The organism is Nostoc sp. FACHB-190 (genome assembly GCF_014696905.1).
Lineage (GTDB): Bacteria > Cyanobacteriota > Cyanobacteriia > Cyanobacteriales > Nostocaceae > Nostoc_B.
On record NZ_JACJQW010000015.1, the window covers coordinates 40,925 to 55,945 of the forward strand.

The following is a 15,021-nucleotide window of genomic DNA, read 5'->3' on the forward strand; positions in this document are numbered from 1 at the left end:
GTGTAGGGGTGTAGGAGTGTGGGGAGTGTGGGGAGTGTGGGGGGAAAGATTTCTTTACCATCCTCCCACACTTCCCACTCCCAACTCCCGTCCTGCACAGATAATCACACCAAATTACTATACTAGCGATCGCCCTGTGCCGAATTCTACCTGTTAGCAGTTAACATAAAACAGCTGTTGAACTGAGTCTACTGGGGCAGAATAGAAAGCATGTCCATTGAATCAAACTCACCCAAACCCCAAAACCCAGAACCTTTAACCGAAGAGGAACCAAACGATTTCGATCATGGCTTGATGGATAATCATGTCAATCCCGAAGCACTGACGGCACAACAAGCTTTAGCGGCGATTTCATCTTTGCAATCATCGCAAAATAATGCCGTTATGCAGCAAGCCCGTTCTCAGGTACTACAACGCTCTATTCCGCACTTTACAGTTAAACCCAGGGCATTAATCGTCACGGTAGCAGCGATCGCTATGACTTTGCTGGGAGTGATCATCAATAACTGGATAATTGGAATTTTGGGAACCTTGGTGACTTTGGTATTATCTCTAGCGATGCTCTTGCCTTGGTTGCAATATGTCCTCAAAGAATGGTTTACACCAGAAGACAGAACCTTGTTTGTTGGTTTTTTGGGATTAATCGCTGCATTGGTAGGCTTGATCAAATTTTCTGGTACAGGCGATCGCTTACTGATGTTTGGGCAAAAAATCAACTGGGAAGCTTCTGGTACATTAGCAGAATGGTTTGGAGCATTGGGGCAAATTTTAATTGCCATTATTGCTGTTTATGTAGCTTGGCGACAGTATGTAATTTCCAAAGACCTGACCATTCAACAAAATTTGCTGACAGTTCAACAAAATATCATTACTCAACAGCAGACCATAGATTCTTATTTCCAGGGCGTTTCTGACTTGGTGTTAGATGAAGAAGGCTTACTAGAGGACTGGCCCCAAGAAAGAGCGATCGCAGAAGGTCGCACAGCAGCCATTTTTAGTAGTGTTGATGGTAGTGGTAAAGCCAAAATTCTCCGCTTTTTATCCCGTTCTAAGCTACTCACACCCTTAAAACGCGATCGGCGCTTAGGTCGAGCCATTCTCAACGGTATGGGTGGTTATGAAGAAGACCGCCTAGAAGGTGTGCGTGTAATTGACTTAGGTGTAATGTTAGCCGCAGCCGACCTTTCCGCAACAGATTTACGCTGGACTGACTTGAGTGAAGCGAATTTAGTCCGTGTCAACCTGAGTGATTGCGACTTGGTAAAAGCCAACCTCTCGCGCACCATTTTGTATAATGCCAATCTTAGGGGCGCAGACCTCAATGGAGTACGTTTATTTTATGGCTCCCTAGAGAAAGCCTCACCCCGTAGCCGCTCAGAACCACCCAACTACGAAACTGGTGAACACACAGGCGCTGTTATTGAAAATGCCGACTTCACCAACGCCCAAAGAATTTCTGAAACTAACCGTTACTACTGCTGTGCTTGGGGTGGAGAAGCAACTAGAGCCACCATTCCCGGCGGTTGTGAAGGTATTCCCAACTTATTGGGGAGATAAATCAAGTCAAAAGTCAAAAGTTAAAAGTCAAAAATTCTCTATCTTTTGGCTTCTCCGTAGGGGTGTAGCACGGATTTCTCACCACACCTTTCAAAGCCTGTGCAGGGGAGCAGGGGAGAATGAAGGTACTCTCTCCCCTGCCCCTCCGCACCTCTGCCCCATCAAACGCCTGAAGCTTGTGAGAAATGCGGGTGTAGGTGTTCAAAACCCTCACACCCTCAAACCCTTACACCCATTCTTCACCGACAATCTTTGTTCCCTATTCTTATTGCACCAACTTACTGAGTCAAACTTCATCTCCTCCCTTATCTACCTTATCTCCCCTGTCCCCCCTTCCCCTACACCCCCAATACCTCCTCGCCCTCTGCCTCCCAAATCGCCTTGTCGTTCACAGACAAAACCTTGGCGTTGCCAAAACTGCATATTTACATCGGTGAGTTCAATGACAGATGAGCATTGTGGTTGGAAAAATTGACTGATCACAGCCCAAAATAAACTGCGTGTAATATCAAATACTGTTTTCCACCAATATTCCTGATTTGCGGGACGACCTTTTTCCTTGACGACTTCTGGTTCTACCCAAATACCATGCGCCCCTAAAAGGATCTGCGCCATCCATTTGGCTCTCGGAAAGTGACTTGGTGAACTAATTAACTTAACTTTATGTACTTTCCAGCGTTTGAGAATCGGAATGCCGTAATAGAAATTATCAAAGGTGGAATTGGCGCAATTTTCTAACCACACGTTTTCTAAATCTGCTGTTTCCCTTTCAAAAATCAGCTTTATACAAGGGTCGAGCGAACCACGAGAAATTAAAATTGGAATTTTGGGATTTTCTTTGGCTTGTTGGGCAACATAGATTTCACGGCGAATGCTACCACCAAGGACAAATAAAGCGTCCACTGGCTTGGAGGATGCCGGAACTAAGGTTATAGTGATGAAAATTAGCCAGCAGCCCAAAATTAAGCATAAAGTACGTAATATTTTTTGTAACAATTGCAACCATTGTCTGATTTTTCTTTGGTCAAGAATTGATGAAATACGAGTAAATTTATGTCTCATGTCATAGCTAAAAAAAGCTAAGTTAAATAATATCCAAAATGCCAGCAGTCCATTCAACAAAATGCTATCTTATAAAATTAATATAGGGTGTAAATATGACACGGTTAAAAGTGTCACAATACTTGTATAGGACTCGATAAGACTGCTAAGTTATTTAGCAGAAGTATGGCTACGACACTAATGGTAAGTAAGGCAAAATTATCAAGATAATTCCGAGGGGAAAATAATGAAGAAAGCTTAACTGAAAATAGATTATAAAAACTTAAAAGTCTCTGAAAAGTCTGATTGCTAAACTTTCAACAAAACAACCATTCCAGCTAATATACATGAACCAATCTGCGAAACGTTACTCGCCCCTCCAACTGGCCATGATTGGTGGAGCGATCGCCACAACCGCTACCGTGTCCGTATTCGGCCCTGCTTGGACTCGTTGCGTTCGTGCCGCCCTACAAGATAGCCCCAAAGCCTTAGTTGACCAAGTGTGGCAACTGGTAAATCGTGAGTATGTTGATGGTAATTTTAATCAACAAGATTGGCAAGCAACTAGGCAGAGCTTATTAAGTAAAGATTATGCTTCTAAACAAGAAGCCTACATCGCTATCCGCGAAGCTTTACAAAGATTGGGCGATCCATATACAAGATTTATGGACCCTAAACAGTATGAAGCTCTCACCAGTCAAACTTCTGGGGAAGTCTCTGGTATTGGTATTCGGATGGAAGTGAACGAAAAAACTCAACGGCTGACGGTTGTCGAAGCCATAGAGAATTCGCCAGCGTTGAAAGCAGGGATTAAAGCTGGGGATGAAATATTAGCAATTGATGGAAAACCCACTGTGAAGCTGAAGGTGGATGATGCTTCTAAACTAATTCGTGGTCAAGCAGGTACACCAATCACATTACGCTTGGAAAGAAGTGGACAAGGTGCTTTTGATTTGAAACTGACAAGAGCAACCATTGAAGTCCCGACTGTTAGTTATAACCTCAAGCAAGAAGGTAATCGCCGTGTAGGTTATATCCGCTTAAGAGAGTTTAGTGGTCACGCCGCCGATCAAATGCGTCGAGCCATTCGAGATTTAAATGGTAAGAAAGTTGATGCTTTTGTCTTAGATTTGCGTGGCAACCCTGGTGGTTTGTTGCAAGCTAGTATTGAGATTGCGCGGATGTGGATGGATAATGGTGCGATCGTCCGCACAGTTGACCGTCAAGGTAGCAGCGAACAAACCAGAGCAAATCGCACTGCTTTAACAAAACTCCCCTTGGCAATTTTAGTAGATGGTAACTCCGCTAGTGCCAGCGAAATTTTGACCGGGGCGCTCAAAGATAATAAACGCGCCGTAGTTATTGGTAGTCAAACCTTTGGTAAGGCTTTAGTCCAATCAGTACATGAACTATCTGATGGTTCTGGTTTAGCGGTGACTATTGCTCATTACTACACTCCACTGGGAACTGATATTAACCATAAGGGTATTACTCCCGATATCAAGATTGATTTAACGGAAGCACAAGAGCGTCAATTGGCATCTAACCCCGGTTTAATCGGCACTTCTAGCGATCCACAGTATGCAAGAGCGATCGCAGCTTTGTCTAGTAACAGTTTTGCTCAGTCTTCTGTGATTCAAAACATCCCGCCTGTGAGTGCGAGTGCTGAAACCTTGAAGTTCTAGTGATTTCAGGTTCATGTATGAGGGTTTGTTAATCTAAATTGCTGGAGTAAAAAAACTACCTGATGAAATCTACATAGAATTAGGGAATTGGGAATAATAATGAGTAATCTAATTGCCAAAATCCCTAATTTTTATGAATCATCAGTCAATTGATACAACCACCGCCGCCAGATTTTTGCCAATGGTTTCGGTGGTTGTTCCTATTTATAATGCTGAAGCAGATTTATCAGCGTTGATTGCTTGTTTGTCGGCGCAAACCTACCCCCAAGACCGAGTAGAATACTTGTTGGTAGACAATAACAGTAGCGATCGCACCTTAGCTTTACTCCAAGAAGCGGCGGCAAATTCAGTAATTAAAATTAGTGCTTTAAGCGAAAATCAAATTCAAAGTTCCTACGCTGCCAGAAATACAGGAATTCGCGCTGCAACCGGAGAAATTATTGCTTTTACCGATGCTGATTGTCATCCCCAACCCCAGTGGCTAGAATCACTCATTCAACCATTTGTTAATTCTGATGTGGTAATTGTTGCTGGCGAAATTACAGCACTTCCAGGTAATAGTTTATTAGAACAATACGCCGAACTTCAGGACGTTTTATCGCAAAAGCACACATTAGCTCATCCCTTTTGCGCCTATGGACAAACTGCCAATTTAGCAATTCGCCGTATCGCTTTAGAAAAAGCCGGCTTATTTCGTCCTTACTTAACTACTGGTGGTGATGCAGACATCTGCTGGCGGATTTTGCGGCAAAATCTTGGGCGTTTAGAGTTTGCACCCCAAGCAACTGTACAGCACCGCCATCGCTCTACACTTCAAGAACTGGCTAGTCAGTGGCGACGTTATGGACGTTCAAATCGCTATTTGCATGAATTACATGGGGTAGAACTGATGCCAGAATTGACGCTGGCAGAATATGGACATCGGTTAGGACGTTGGATATTTAAGGAAGTACCGCAGAATACGGTGAAGGCGATCGCAGGTAAAGCCTCTCTTGTAGATTTATTGAATACTCCTATTAGTGTCTTTGTTATTCAAGCTCGCGCGGCTGGGCAGAAAAACGCTAAATTACCAGAGAATGCCAAGATGATTGCTTGGTTGTAAAAATCAAAGGCAATTTTTTGCTGTAGTAAGTGGCTAAACCTTTCCACGGACAAGTTGTATGGGTGTCCCTTTATTTAAAATACTGCTTGTTATACCATTTCATGAAATCTGACACAGATGTAAACCCTAAAATCCTTGCTACATCTAATACCAAATTAAAAAATGATTGCGACAAATGGATGGCTCAAAAGCTTACCAATCAACCCTTACCCAATCCAAAATCTAAAATCTAAAATCCAAAATGGTATAAGTTTTTTAATTAACGCGATGTGCAACTTATTCTTGAAACCCCTCTCCAAACCTCTCCCCGTTGGCGTTAGCCTGCCGTTAGGCAAGCGGAGAGAGGCTTTGAATCTTGCTCCCCTTCCCTTGTAGGGAAGGGGTTGGGGGTTAGGTTTGAGAGAAAGTTGCACACGGCGTTAATTACCTTAGCGAGCCTGCGAGGGTCATTACGAATTGTGAATTGGTATGACATCTCGGAATTGAGGGTGAAGACGCACCAGCCACAGCAGCGCACTTCGCCAAGGAGCAAGAGACACAATACAATTCTGTTGGTAATCTAATCACATATCTTGCACTTAGCCCCGACAATCAGCGTCAGTGCTTTCTAAAAGTTCTCTAATACCAAGAAGCTTTAAGATTCTGCTCCTGTAAAATATGGATATATAAATTTATTTATATAAATAACTATGATGAATTCTTTGCCCCTTAATCGTGCTAATACTCTCAAAGCTGCTTTTCGTGTTTGTGATGTAGCTCCTTTGGTGAGTAATAGAGATATTGAACGTTATTATGTTGATTTATCAAAAGTTCGCAAGACAGAGGCAATTAATACTATTAAAACTCGTTTGGATTTTCTGGAACCAGCAGAATTTTGCAGCCTTTTATTTACTGGACATCGGGGATGCGGGAAAAGTACAGAATTAAGGAAAATTCAGCAAGAATGGGAATCTCAATATAAAGTTATTTATATTGAAGCTGACGCTGAATTAGATATATTAGACGCAGAGTACACAGATTTATATTTGGTAATTATTAAAAAAGTTGCTGAGGTTTTATACAAATCGCAATTAAACTTTGATGCCAAACTTTTAAATAATTTTGAGTTTTGGTTTAAAGAAATTACTCAAGAAACTGAACAAACAGTTGAAAGGTCAGTTGGTATCGAGGCGGAAGCAGAAGCAGGTATCAAGATTCCCTTTCTTTCAAAGCTTTTGGGTAAAATCCAAGCTCAAATTAAAGGTGCTGACACACAAAGAAAGACGGTTCGGCAGAATTTACAAAAAGATATTGGTCGTTTACAAGCTGATATAAATTTGTTATTAGGTGATGCTTTTGTCAAGCTTAAATCTAAATACCCGGAGTATGAAAAAGGATTTTTAATTATTTTTGATAATTTAGATCGGGTTCCTCCTAATGTAGCTAAACATTTGTTTTGTGATTACGCATTTCAATTACAAAGCCTACATTGTACGATTATCTATACAGCACCAATTTCTATAGTTTATTCGGAAAATAATTTGGCTAATACTTTCGATACGCCTAATATTGTGCCGATGGTGAACATATATGAATTTGCCAAAGATAAAACCGATCTAAATTATAATGATGATGGAATGACAGCAATTACGAGTTTAATTGAACAAAGAGTTGAAGTAGACGCAGTGTTTGAATCGCGTCAACTATTAATAGATTTAGCAAAAGCAAGTGGTGGACATATCCGTCAATTGATGCAAATAACATCAAAAGCATTGATTACAGCCGCAACTCGTGGGCATGAAAAAGTGACTGCGGATGATATAAGTTATGCGATTAAGCAAGAGCAGTTTAATTTTGAGCGGAGTATATCAACAGAATACTATTCTGCTTTGGCGGCGGTACATATCAACAAGGATGTTTCTAAAGATGATATCGGCAGGTTAATGCTGTTCAGTCTTTGGGTTTTTGAGTACAACGGCAAAAATCGCTGGAATTATGTTAATCCAGTTGTGAGGGAAATCGATGCTTTCCAAGAAGCAGTTAAATCAGCCACAAGTAATCCCTGAAATGGATTTAGATAAAGAAACTTTTGTGGAAATCAATCAGCAGTCATTAGCGGAATTGTTGACCTTTATTGACTTTGCAGATACGCAGTTAACGATTGGTTTTGTTGCTGTGAATTTTGCTGAAGATAGAGATAATTTAATTGAAATCCTCAAACACCATCCTCAATGTGATGAGATTCAGTTTGAAATTCTCAATTGTGCCGATCCTAATTTGCGTTTTTTAAGGGATGAGATTGTTCGTGATTTAAAGGAAATTCATTTAGAACCAGATAAAAAATTAGTTTTAATTGTTATCGGTTTAGAAAAGTCTATTGGCTTGTCTGGGGAATATCCGCCTGTACTGCAAGACTTGAACTTTGTGCGAGATGCTTTTAGTGATAGTGTTCCTCACCCTATACTGATATTTTTGCCAGATCATGCACTAACACGTTTGGCAAAGTATGCCCCAGATTTTTGGGCATGGAGAAAAGGAGTATTTTATTTTAAAACAGTCCAGTCTACTCAAGAGTCGGCTATTGAAAAAACTCTTCAGTCTGAGAGAATATTAGAAAGTTTAGATTTACCAGAAAGGCAAGAGCGGATTGATTTACTTGAACGCTTGCTAATGGAACAATCAACAAATGGACGTACCCGCATCAATATTTTGAGGGAGTTAGGGGTAGCTTATAGGAGTATTGGTGAGGTACAGAAAGCAGAATATTTTTTGCAAAAAGCTTTGAAGTTAACTGATGAAGGTGAAAAGTTAGCAGGAATCAAAGCCATTGTTCTGCATGAACTGGCAATTCTCTACGCCAACAAAGGGGATGTGGATCAAGCGATCGCTCTCTACAATCAAGTTCTTGAAATTGATGAAAGCATTGGCAATGTCCAAGGCAAAGCGGCGACGTTGCACCAACTGGCAGGTATCTACGCCAACAAAGGGGATGTGGATCAAGCGATCGCACTCTACAATCAGTCTTTGGAAATAACAGAACGCATTGGAAATGTCCAAGGCAAAGCGGCAACGTTGCACCAACTGGCAATTCTCTACGCCAACAAAGGGGAAGTGGATCAAGCGATCGCTCTCTACAATCAGTCTTTGGAAATTGAAGAAAGCATTGGAAATGTCCAAGGCAAAGCGGCGACGTTGCACCAACTGGCAGGTATCTACGCCAACAAAGGGGATGTGGATCAAGCGATCGCACTCTACAATCAGTCTTTGGAAATTCAAGAACGCATTGGAAATGTCCAAGGCAAAGCAATGACTCTGTGGTGGTTAGGAGATTTGGCAGAACAGCAGGGTGAATACACTAAAGCGATATCCTATTTGCAACCAGCTTTAGAGATTTTGCAGCGATTGAAGTCACCGGATGCTGAAGGTGTGAGGGCGAGTCTTGATAGGGTGATGGGTAATTCTTGAAGATTTTTGTCTCACGCAGAGGCGCATACTTCTCCTTCGGAGACGCTAACGCGAACGACTGCGCTCAGTAACCAGAGGCGCAGAGAAGAGGGTGAGTGTGTGGTTTAGGTAAATGAAAGTTGCTGTAATGAGTCTTGGATACTCGTGAATGAGTCTTTAATACTCGTGGGCGAGTCTTGGATACTCGTGGGCGAGTGTTTGATATTCACGCGAGAGTGTTTGATACTCACGGGAGAGTCTTTGATACTCACGCGAGAGTCTTTGATACTCATGGGCGAGTGTTTGATACTCGTGGGCGAGTCTTTGATACTCACGCGAGAGTCTTTGATACTCATGGGCGAGGGTTTGATATTCGCGCGAGAGTGTTTAATACTCGCGGGAGAGTCTTTGATACTCGTGGGCGAGTCTTTGATATTCGCGGATGAGTGTTTGATACTCGTGGGCGAGTCTTTGAACTTCATTAATCAGGCTTTGAACCCTATTAATGAGTAGTACATCTGTCCCGCCTCGGAATGAATTCCGAGTCTCATAGCGCAAGTCATCTGAAGATGACTCAACTAAAAATTTCTTCCAGTCCACGCTTTGTGGACTTTAGCTATCAGCCTGGAACTTTAGTTCTAGGCGGGATGTGGTTTCAGACTGGAAATTTTCGACTTGTGTGTACACGGTAGACCCTTTCCCTAGAAGGAAAGCTACCCTGTATACACATTTAGATGCTGTGTAGAATGTGGTTTGATACATGATTAAGGACTTTTCAAACATCCTCTTAGATTAAATCAGGATCTACATCGAGCGATCGCTTTCTCAAAATTATCTGTAATAGATTTTGATAGCAATTTAGGTGAGAGAATCAGGATCTACGCCAAGCGATGTCTACGATGATGCTCATCCTACGCACTTTACCACGAGTCTTTAATTTTTAATGTTCCAGATGATAGCATTAAATTGAGTGCAAATTAAGTGCATAATTACAGCAATGCTCAACATTATTCGAGATATTCACTCTCTCTCAAACTTCAAGCGCAACACATCTGACTTAATTAAGCAAATGAAGCAGACAGGAAAACCTGTAGTTTTAACTGTCAATGGTAAAGCCGAATTAGTTGTTCAAGATGCTCAATCATACCAAAAGCTTTTAGAACTTTTAGAACAGTTAGAAACAATAGCAGGAATTAAACAGGGACTAGAAGACATAGAAGCAGGAAATACGCGTCCATTAAGTGCATTTGAGCAAGAAATGCAGCAGAAATATGGTATTTCAAGTTAGAACCACCAAGACTGCGGACGCTCAAATTGAATCAGCATACTTATGGCTGAAAGAATATAACCCAGCTTATGCAGATCAGTGGTTTCGGGGGTTGATGAATGCAATAGCAACTCTTCAAGAAAAACCTCGTCGGTGCGCTTTAGCTGTAGAACATGAAATATTTTCTGAAGAAGTGCGTCAACTTCTTTATGGCAAGTCAAAAAATATCTACCGCATTCTTTTTACAATTCGTGATGATACTGTTTATATTTTGTACATGCGTCATACTTCACAAGCACTCTTAACATCTGATGAAGTGGATGAAGAATGAGAACAATTCGGGGATATGGTTTCCTGGTAATTGACAAGCATCTTAAATAATCACCAATCAGGTGAGAGAATCAGGATCTACGCCGAGCGATCGCAACCGTTCCGCTAGTAATTGTACTTGTTGTTGGGCTTGCTGGGCTTGTTGCTTTGCTTGCTGGGCTTGTTCTTCTGGTGTTAACAACCGTTCCCCTTGTTCGTTATACCAATACACCCACTCGCGGGGAATGCCTAAATAAGTTCCTCTTTCGATGCCAATTCCTAAACCAATTTCTGGCAACCAAACATGATTTCCATCATGCAATAATTCATAAGCATTATTCACTAATTTATAAACTTCTAAACGCGGTTTACGGCGACGCAGTGGGTTGTAAACTACATAATATAAAATTCCCAATTTTGCATACTCGGCTTTCTTAGTCGAATACTCACCGCGATAAGTTTGAGATACCACCTCAAATACTAATATTGGTAGTTTCTTCTCTTCCCAAAGCACATAACTGGGACGGAGGTATTCATCATAAAATCGCTCTACGCCCAAACTCAAAAATCCATCTGGGACTATAGCTGGTAAATCTGGGTCATAATAAATACCCATATCTACACCAAAAAACCAATCCATGCGTTCTGGCCAAGCCATTGCTAGAAGGGCTTTGAGTAAACCAGGAATTAAATCTTGTAATTCATTATCCACGGGGGTATCGTCAGAGTCTGGTAGTTCCTCAGATGAAGGCAAACAAGCTAACGGATTGTAATTTAGCATGATTGATTTCCCGTTCCTCTGTTATGAGTATATTTTTATTTTATATAGCAGGAGGCAGTGGTTCGGCTTCGCTCACCAAGCAGGCAGGAGGCAGGAGGTAAAAGTTTTACTATACCTAGCATTCAGGCTTTTTAAATTTCCTAACCTATACTTCGACTGCTATAAATTAAAGTATCAGGATCTACACCAAGCGAGCGATCGCACTGAAATATTTTTGTCTCACGCAGAAGTGCAAAACCACGAAGAATCAATCTTTAATTAGAAATTACGCATCTTGTTCAAATTGGTCGATGGCTTCGATATCATCAGAAATCTGAACGCATTGTTCTAATAAGGCAATATTGAGTTCAGGTAATATTTCACTTGAAGTAATCTGTTCATAACCGTGAGTATCTAAAAACTGAGTTGGTATTTCTTCGCGTAAATGATAAAGTTTGAGTTGATTGAATTGCCAAACCCAAACCTCAGCTACTCCTAAACGTTGGTAAATTTTTAACTTGTCCAGGCTACCACTAGTAATATTTACCTCTATAGCTAAGTCTGGGATATCTTTTTTCTCGCCAATGGCGTAGCATTCATCGGGTTCAACTCCAGCTTGTTTGAGTTGTTTTTTAACAGTAGAACTTCCCATTGGGCTGAAGCGGATTCTTTTTAAGTAGAGATAGCGTTCTATTAAAATTGCCAAACGTTTTTTAAGATTTTCATGCCTGATAGACGGTGACACAATTTCTAATATTCCATCTATATAAGTAACGCGGTAATGAGAGTTATCTTCTAGTTTTGCTAGTAATGCTTCATACATTTGCCAGTTTACGCCAGTAGTGATAAATTTTTCCTCTGGGTCATCAATTTGGGATAACTCTGGATCGTTTAAAAGTTCTGTCAGGCTACTGACCATAATTTGATTTCTCCTGGTAAGGTTTTGTTGGGGTCATGCCTGCACATATTTTAATTCACACCGCAGACAGGATTTTATGCTTTTATAATCTTTGTATCAACTACCTACGCGGAATGCAGCCAAAAAAGCGATCGCTATGCTTCAGTATCCTAATCTCGAACAGGCGCTAAAATATCACTTCGGTTATGATCAATTCCGTCCGGGACAGCGAAAAATTATCGAAGATGCGCTACAAAATCGGGATTTGCTGGTAGTTATGCCCACAGGTGGCGGTAAGTCTTTGTGCTTTCAGCTACCAGCGTTAATTAAGAAGGGATTGACGGTGGTGGTATCGCCGTTAATTGCGTTGATGCAAGACCAAGTAGAAGCACTGCGAAATAATAATATTAGCGCCACGTTTCTCAATAGTAGTTTGAATCCTTATCAAGTTCGCTCTCGTGAAGAAGCCATCCTGAATGGTAGGGTAAGATTACTCTATGTTGCCCCAGAACGGCTGATGAGTGAAAGGTTTTTGCCGTTTCTCGATTTAGTACATCACCAAGTTGGGATTTCTACCTTTGCAATTGATGAGGCGCACTGTGTTTCGGAATGGGGACATGATTTTCGTCCAGAATATCGCCAGTTGCGCTCGTTGCGATCGCGTTATCCCAATGTCCCGACGATTGCGTTGACAGCAACGGCAACTGAACGTGTGCGTTCTGATATTATTCAACAAATCGGGTTAAAGCAACCTAGTATTCACATTGCGAGTTTTAATCGGCAAAATCTGTATTACGAAGTCCGCCCGAAATCTAAATATGCTTACGCTGAATTATTAGAATTAATTCGAGAAATTGACGGTTCAGCGATTATTTATTGTCTGACTCGCAAAAAAGTTGATGAATTAACTTTTAAACTGCAAAATGATAAAGTTTCAGTTTTGCCTTATCATGCGGGATTAAGTGACGAAGAACGCAGCAATAATCAAACGCGATTTATTCGAGATGATGTGCGGGTGATGGTGGCGACTATCGCTTTTGGGATGGGAATTAATAAACCAGATGTCCGGCTAGTAATTCATTTTGATATTCCCCGCAATTTAGAAAGTTACTATCAAGAATCTGGGCGGGCAGGACGCGATGGTGAACCTTCACGCTGTACAATCTTTTTTAGTTTTGGTGATATTAAAACTATTGAGTGGAGTATTAACCAAAAAACAGATGCCCAAGAACAGTTGATTGCTAAACAACAACTGCGACAAATGATAGATTATGCTGAGGGGACAGATTGTCGGCGGACAATTCAACTAAGTTATTTTGGCGAAAGATTTCTCGGAAATTGCGCTAACTGCGACAATTGTCGTCATCCCAAACCCGTGGAAGATTGGACAATTGAAGCGATGAAGTTTTTATCTTGTGTGGCGCGTTGCAAAGAAAGATTTGGAATGCTGCATATTATTGATGTGTTGCGGGGGGCAAAAAATCAGAAGATTACTCAATACGAACACGACAAATTATCTACCTACGGTATCGGCAAAGATAGAAGTGTGGAAGAATGGCGAATTTTGGGGCGATCGCTGTTACATCAAGGTTTGCTAGAACAAACTAGTGATGGTTACTCTGTCTTAAAATTGAACGCCCACAGTTGGGAAGTGATGCGACGACAGCGCAAAGTGGAAATTGCTGTGTCTGCAACCCAAAAATTAAGTTTAATCGAAGAAAGTCCCAAAGCTGCTGAGGCTGAAGAATTATTACATAAATTGCGATCGCTGCGTAAGCAATTGGCTGATGAACAGTCTGTTCCACCTTACGTAATTTTTCATGACTCGACGTTAAAGTTGATGGCACAGGTACAGCCTAAAACCTTAGTTGAATTTGGTAAACTATCTGGTGTCGGGAGTCATAAACTTGCCCAATATGGCGAAAAATTCTTAGCAGAAATTCGGACTTACCGCGAGGCGAAAAGTTCAGCTAGTTTTGATGTTGATGTGATACCTTCAGTCAGCTTAATTTCTGGAACGGAATTACAAACACTGCATTTACATCAACAAGGTTTAAGTGTCGCGGAAATTGCCAAACAACGCAAACTCAGCCCAACGACAATTGTTAGCCATCTCGCAAGATTAATCGAGAAAAATCAGCCTGTAGACTTATACCAAATTGTACCGTTAGAACATCACCAAAAAATTTGGCAAGTACTAGAAGTTCTCGGTGATATTCCCCTCACCCCGCTAAAAGAACAACTGGGTACAGCCTATACCTTTGATGAAATTCGCTTAGTCAAAGAAAAATGGCGACAAGAAAAGCGTAAATAAATTTTTTGGCGATCGCATCAACACATATTATTCCATGTTTCTCTACAGAGCGATCGCCCGACAGCAGCAATCAGGATTTTAGGAAATTTCAGAACTAGATACAGGTTGAGTTGCTACTTTAGCTTCAGCTTCGGTTTTGTCAGTCAAAATCACAGACAACAGCTTTGGCAACATCAAACAAGCCACAGTATTTACCAATGTCAGCAATAAACCATCTGTAAAGCTCATGTATATGCCCCTTTTTGCAAAATTTTGTTTGCTATTTACCTAGTGTGAAACATATTTTGTCAAATGAACTACATTAGTCCTTTTGATTTTCTTCTCATCTCCATAAGCTAGTTCAATATTTAGTTTTGTAAAATTTTGCCAGAATGATATTCCACGATCAGATTCTCCTCTGCTGAAGTAAAAATTTATCTGCGTTCATCCTCTTGAATCGGCGGTTAAATTTATATTGCTGTACTTCACCAGTATGGTAATAGTTATATATAAGTGTGAATTTGTGGATGTTAGATACGGATTAAGCAGTAAAATCCAAAAATATTAAAATAAATTGTAATTAGAGTAATTTTAAGTAGTAGGACTAAATTAAACCTAACTTAAAAATACCGGGTTTCGACACTTCGACAAGCTCAGTGCATCGCTGCGCTCAACCCTCTTATTCT

General features: G+C 40.9%; 13 protein-coding genes. 9 read left to right on the top strand and 4 right to left on the bottom strand.

The annotated features are described in order from the left end of the window. The first annotated feature begins 210 nt into the window (after positions 1–210). The gene (locus H6G28_RS17275; RefSeq protein ID WP_190672605.1) at positions 211–1,557 is read left to right on the top strand and encodes a pentapeptide repeat-containing protein; all 1,347 of its coding nucleotides are present in this window, start codon (positions 211–213) and stop codon (positions 1,555–1,557) included. A gap of 309 nt (positions 1,558–1,866) precedes the next feature. Here H6G28_RS17275 and H6G28_RS17280 read toward each other — a convergent pair whose 3' ends face one another. Then, positions 1,867–2,619 (bottom strand): YdcF family protein, encoded by a 753-nt coding sequence (locus tag H6G28_RS17280; protein WP_190672760.1) that lies wholly within the window; start codon positions 2,617–2,619, stop codon positions 1,867–1,869. Positions 2,620–2,945: 326 nt separating this feature from the next. On the opposite strand from H6G28_RS17280, the gene ctpB reads away from it, so the two are divergent. The 7 genes from ctpB (at position 2,946) to H6G28_RS17315 (ending at position 10,406) form a co-directional block, all read left to right on the top strand. Then, the gene (gene ctpB, locus H6G28_RS17285) at positions 2,946–4,283 is read left to right on the top strand and encodes a carboxyl-terminal processing protease CtpB (RefSeq protein ID WP_190672608.1); all 1,338 of its coding nucleotides are present in this window, start codon (positions 2,946–2,948) and stop codon (positions 4,281–4,283) included. A 133-nt stretch (positions 4,284–4,416) separates the two neighbouring features. Further along, complete coding sequence (locus H6G28_RS17290) at positions 4,417–5,385, top strand: glycosyltransferase family 2 protein (protein WP_190672611.1); 969 nt, start codon at positions 4,417–4,419, stop codon at positions 5,383–5,385. A 689-nt stretch (positions 5,386–6,074) separates the two neighbouring features. Further along, positions 6,075–7,430 carry a P-loop NTPase family protein gene (locus H6G28_RS17295; RefSeq protein ID WP_242054605.1) on the top strand — a complete coding sequence of 452 codons (1,356 nt, stop codon included), beginning with the start codon at positions 6,075–6,077 and terminating at the stop codon, positions 7,428–7,430. Further along, positions 7,387–8,829 carry a tetratricopeptide repeat protein gene (locus H6G28_RS36885; protein ID WP_242054606.1) on the top strand — a complete coding sequence of 481 codons (1,443 nt, stop codon included), beginning with the start codon at positions 7,387–7,389 and terminating at the stop codon, positions 8,827–8,829. The genes H6G28_RS17295 and H6G28_RS36885 overlap by 44 nt, the downstream gene beginning before the upstream one ends. 176 nt (positions 8,830–9,005) lie before the next feature. After that, complete coding sequence (locus H6G28_RS17305) at positions 9,006–9,254, top strand: hypothetical protein (RefSeq protein ID WP_190672614.1); 249 nt, start codon at positions 9,006–9,008, stop codon at positions 9,252–9,254. 551 nt (positions 9,255–9,805) lie between these two features. Continuing rightward, a complete protein-coding gene (locus tag H6G28_RS17310; protein WP_190672616.1) occupies positions 9,806–10,096 on the top strand; it encodes a type II toxin-antitoxin system Phd/YefM family antitoxin in 291 nt (96 codons plus the stop codon). Continuing rightward, positions 10,080–10,406, top strand: coding sequence for a type II toxin-antitoxin system RelE/ParE family toxin (locus tag H6G28_RS17315; RefSeq protein ID WP_190672619.1), 327 nt, complete (start codon positions 10,080–10,082; stop codon positions 10,404–10,406). Before H6G28_RS17310 ends, H6G28_RS17315 begins: the two co-directional genes overlap by 17 nt. A 57-nt stretch (positions 10,407–10,463) precedes the next feature. On the opposite strand, the gene H6G28_RS17320 is transcribed toward H6G28_RS17315, so the two are convergent. Together H6G28_RS17320 and H6G28_RS17325 are read right to left on the bottom strand one after the other, a co-directional pair. Beyond that, complete coding sequence (locus H6G28_RS17320; protein ID WP_190590546.1) at positions 10,464–11,165, bottom strand: Uma2 family endonuclease; 702 nt, start codon at positions 11,163–11,165, stop codon at positions 10,464–10,466. Positions 11,166–11,430: 265 nt separating this feature from the next. Next, positions 11,431–12,063: a Uma2 family endonuclease gene (locus H6G28_RS17325; protein WP_190672622.1), complete on the bottom strand. Its 633-nt coding sequence runs from the start codon at positions 12,061–12,063 to the stop codon at positions 11,431–11,433. A gap of 136 nt (positions 12,064–12,199) precedes the next feature. On the opposite strand from H6G28_RS17325, the gene recQ reads away from it, so the two are divergent. Continuing rightward, positions 12,200–14,356, top strand: a complete 2,157-nt coding sequence (gene recQ / locus H6G28_RS17330; RefSeq protein ID WP_190672767.1) for a DNA helicase RecQ — start codon at positions 12,200–12,202, stop codon at positions 14,354–14,356. A 78-nt stretch (positions 14,357–14,434) separates the two neighbouring features. On the opposite strand, the gene H6G28_RS17335 is transcribed toward recQ, so the two are convergent. After that, positions 14,435–14,584 carry a hypothetical protein gene (locus tag H6G28_RS17335; RefSeq protein WP_190590548.1) on the bottom strand — a complete coding sequence of 50 codons (150 nt, stop codon included), beginning with the start codon at positions 14,582–14,584 and terminating at the stop codon, positions 14,435–14,437. Positions 14,585–15,021: the final 437 nt, after the last annotated feature.

Bases quoted from the DNA above. Each gene is read 5' to 3' on its own strand.
- H6G28_RS17295 (WP_242054605.1), top strand. From the start codon at position 6,075: ATGATGAATTCTTTGCCCCTTAATCGTGCTAATACTCTCAAAGCTGCT.
- H6G28_RS17320 (WP_190590546.1), bottom strand. From the start codon at position 11,165: ATGCTAAATTACAATCCGTTAGCTTGTTTGCCTTCATCTGAGGAACTA.
- H6G28_RS17335 (WP_190590548.1), bottom strand. From the start codon at position 14,584: ATGAGCTTTACAGATGGTTTATTGCTGACATTGGTAAATACTGTGGCT.
- ctpB (WP_190672608.1), top strand. From the start codon at position 2,946: ATGAACCAATCTGCGAAACGTTACTCGCCCCTCCAACTGGCCATGATT.
- recQ (WP_190672767.1), top strand. From the start codon at position 12,200: ATGCTTCAGTATCCTAATCTCGAACAGGCGCTAAAATATCACTTCGGT.
- H6G28_RS17280 (WP_190672760.1), bottom strand. From the start codon at position 2,619: ATGAGACATAAATTTACTCGTATTTCATCAATTCTTGACCAAAGAAAA.
- H6G28_RS17315 (WP_190672619.1), top strand. From the start codon at position 10,080: ATGGTATTTCAAGTTAGAACCACCAAGACTGCGGACGCTCAAATTGAA.
- H6G28_RS17275 (WP_190672605.1), top strand. From the start codon at position 211: ATGTCCATTGAATCAAACTCACCCAAACCCCAAAACCCAGAACCTTTA.
- H6G28_RS36885 (WP_242054606.1), top strand. From the start codon at position 7,387: ATGCTTTCCAAGAAGCAGTTAAATCAGCCACAAGTAATCCCTGAAATG.
- H6G28_RS17325 (WP_190672622.1), bottom strand. From the start codon at position 12,063: ATGGTCAGTAGCCTGACAGAACTTTTAAACGATCCAGAGTTATCCCAA.
- H6G28_RS17290 (WP_190672611.1), top strand. From the start codon at position 4,417: ATGAATCATCAGTCAATTGATACAACCACCGCCGCCAGATTTTTGCCA.
- H6G28_RS17310 (WP_190672616.1), top strand. From the start codon at position 9,806: ATGCTCAACATTATTCGAGATATTCACTCTCTCTCAAACTTCAAGCGC.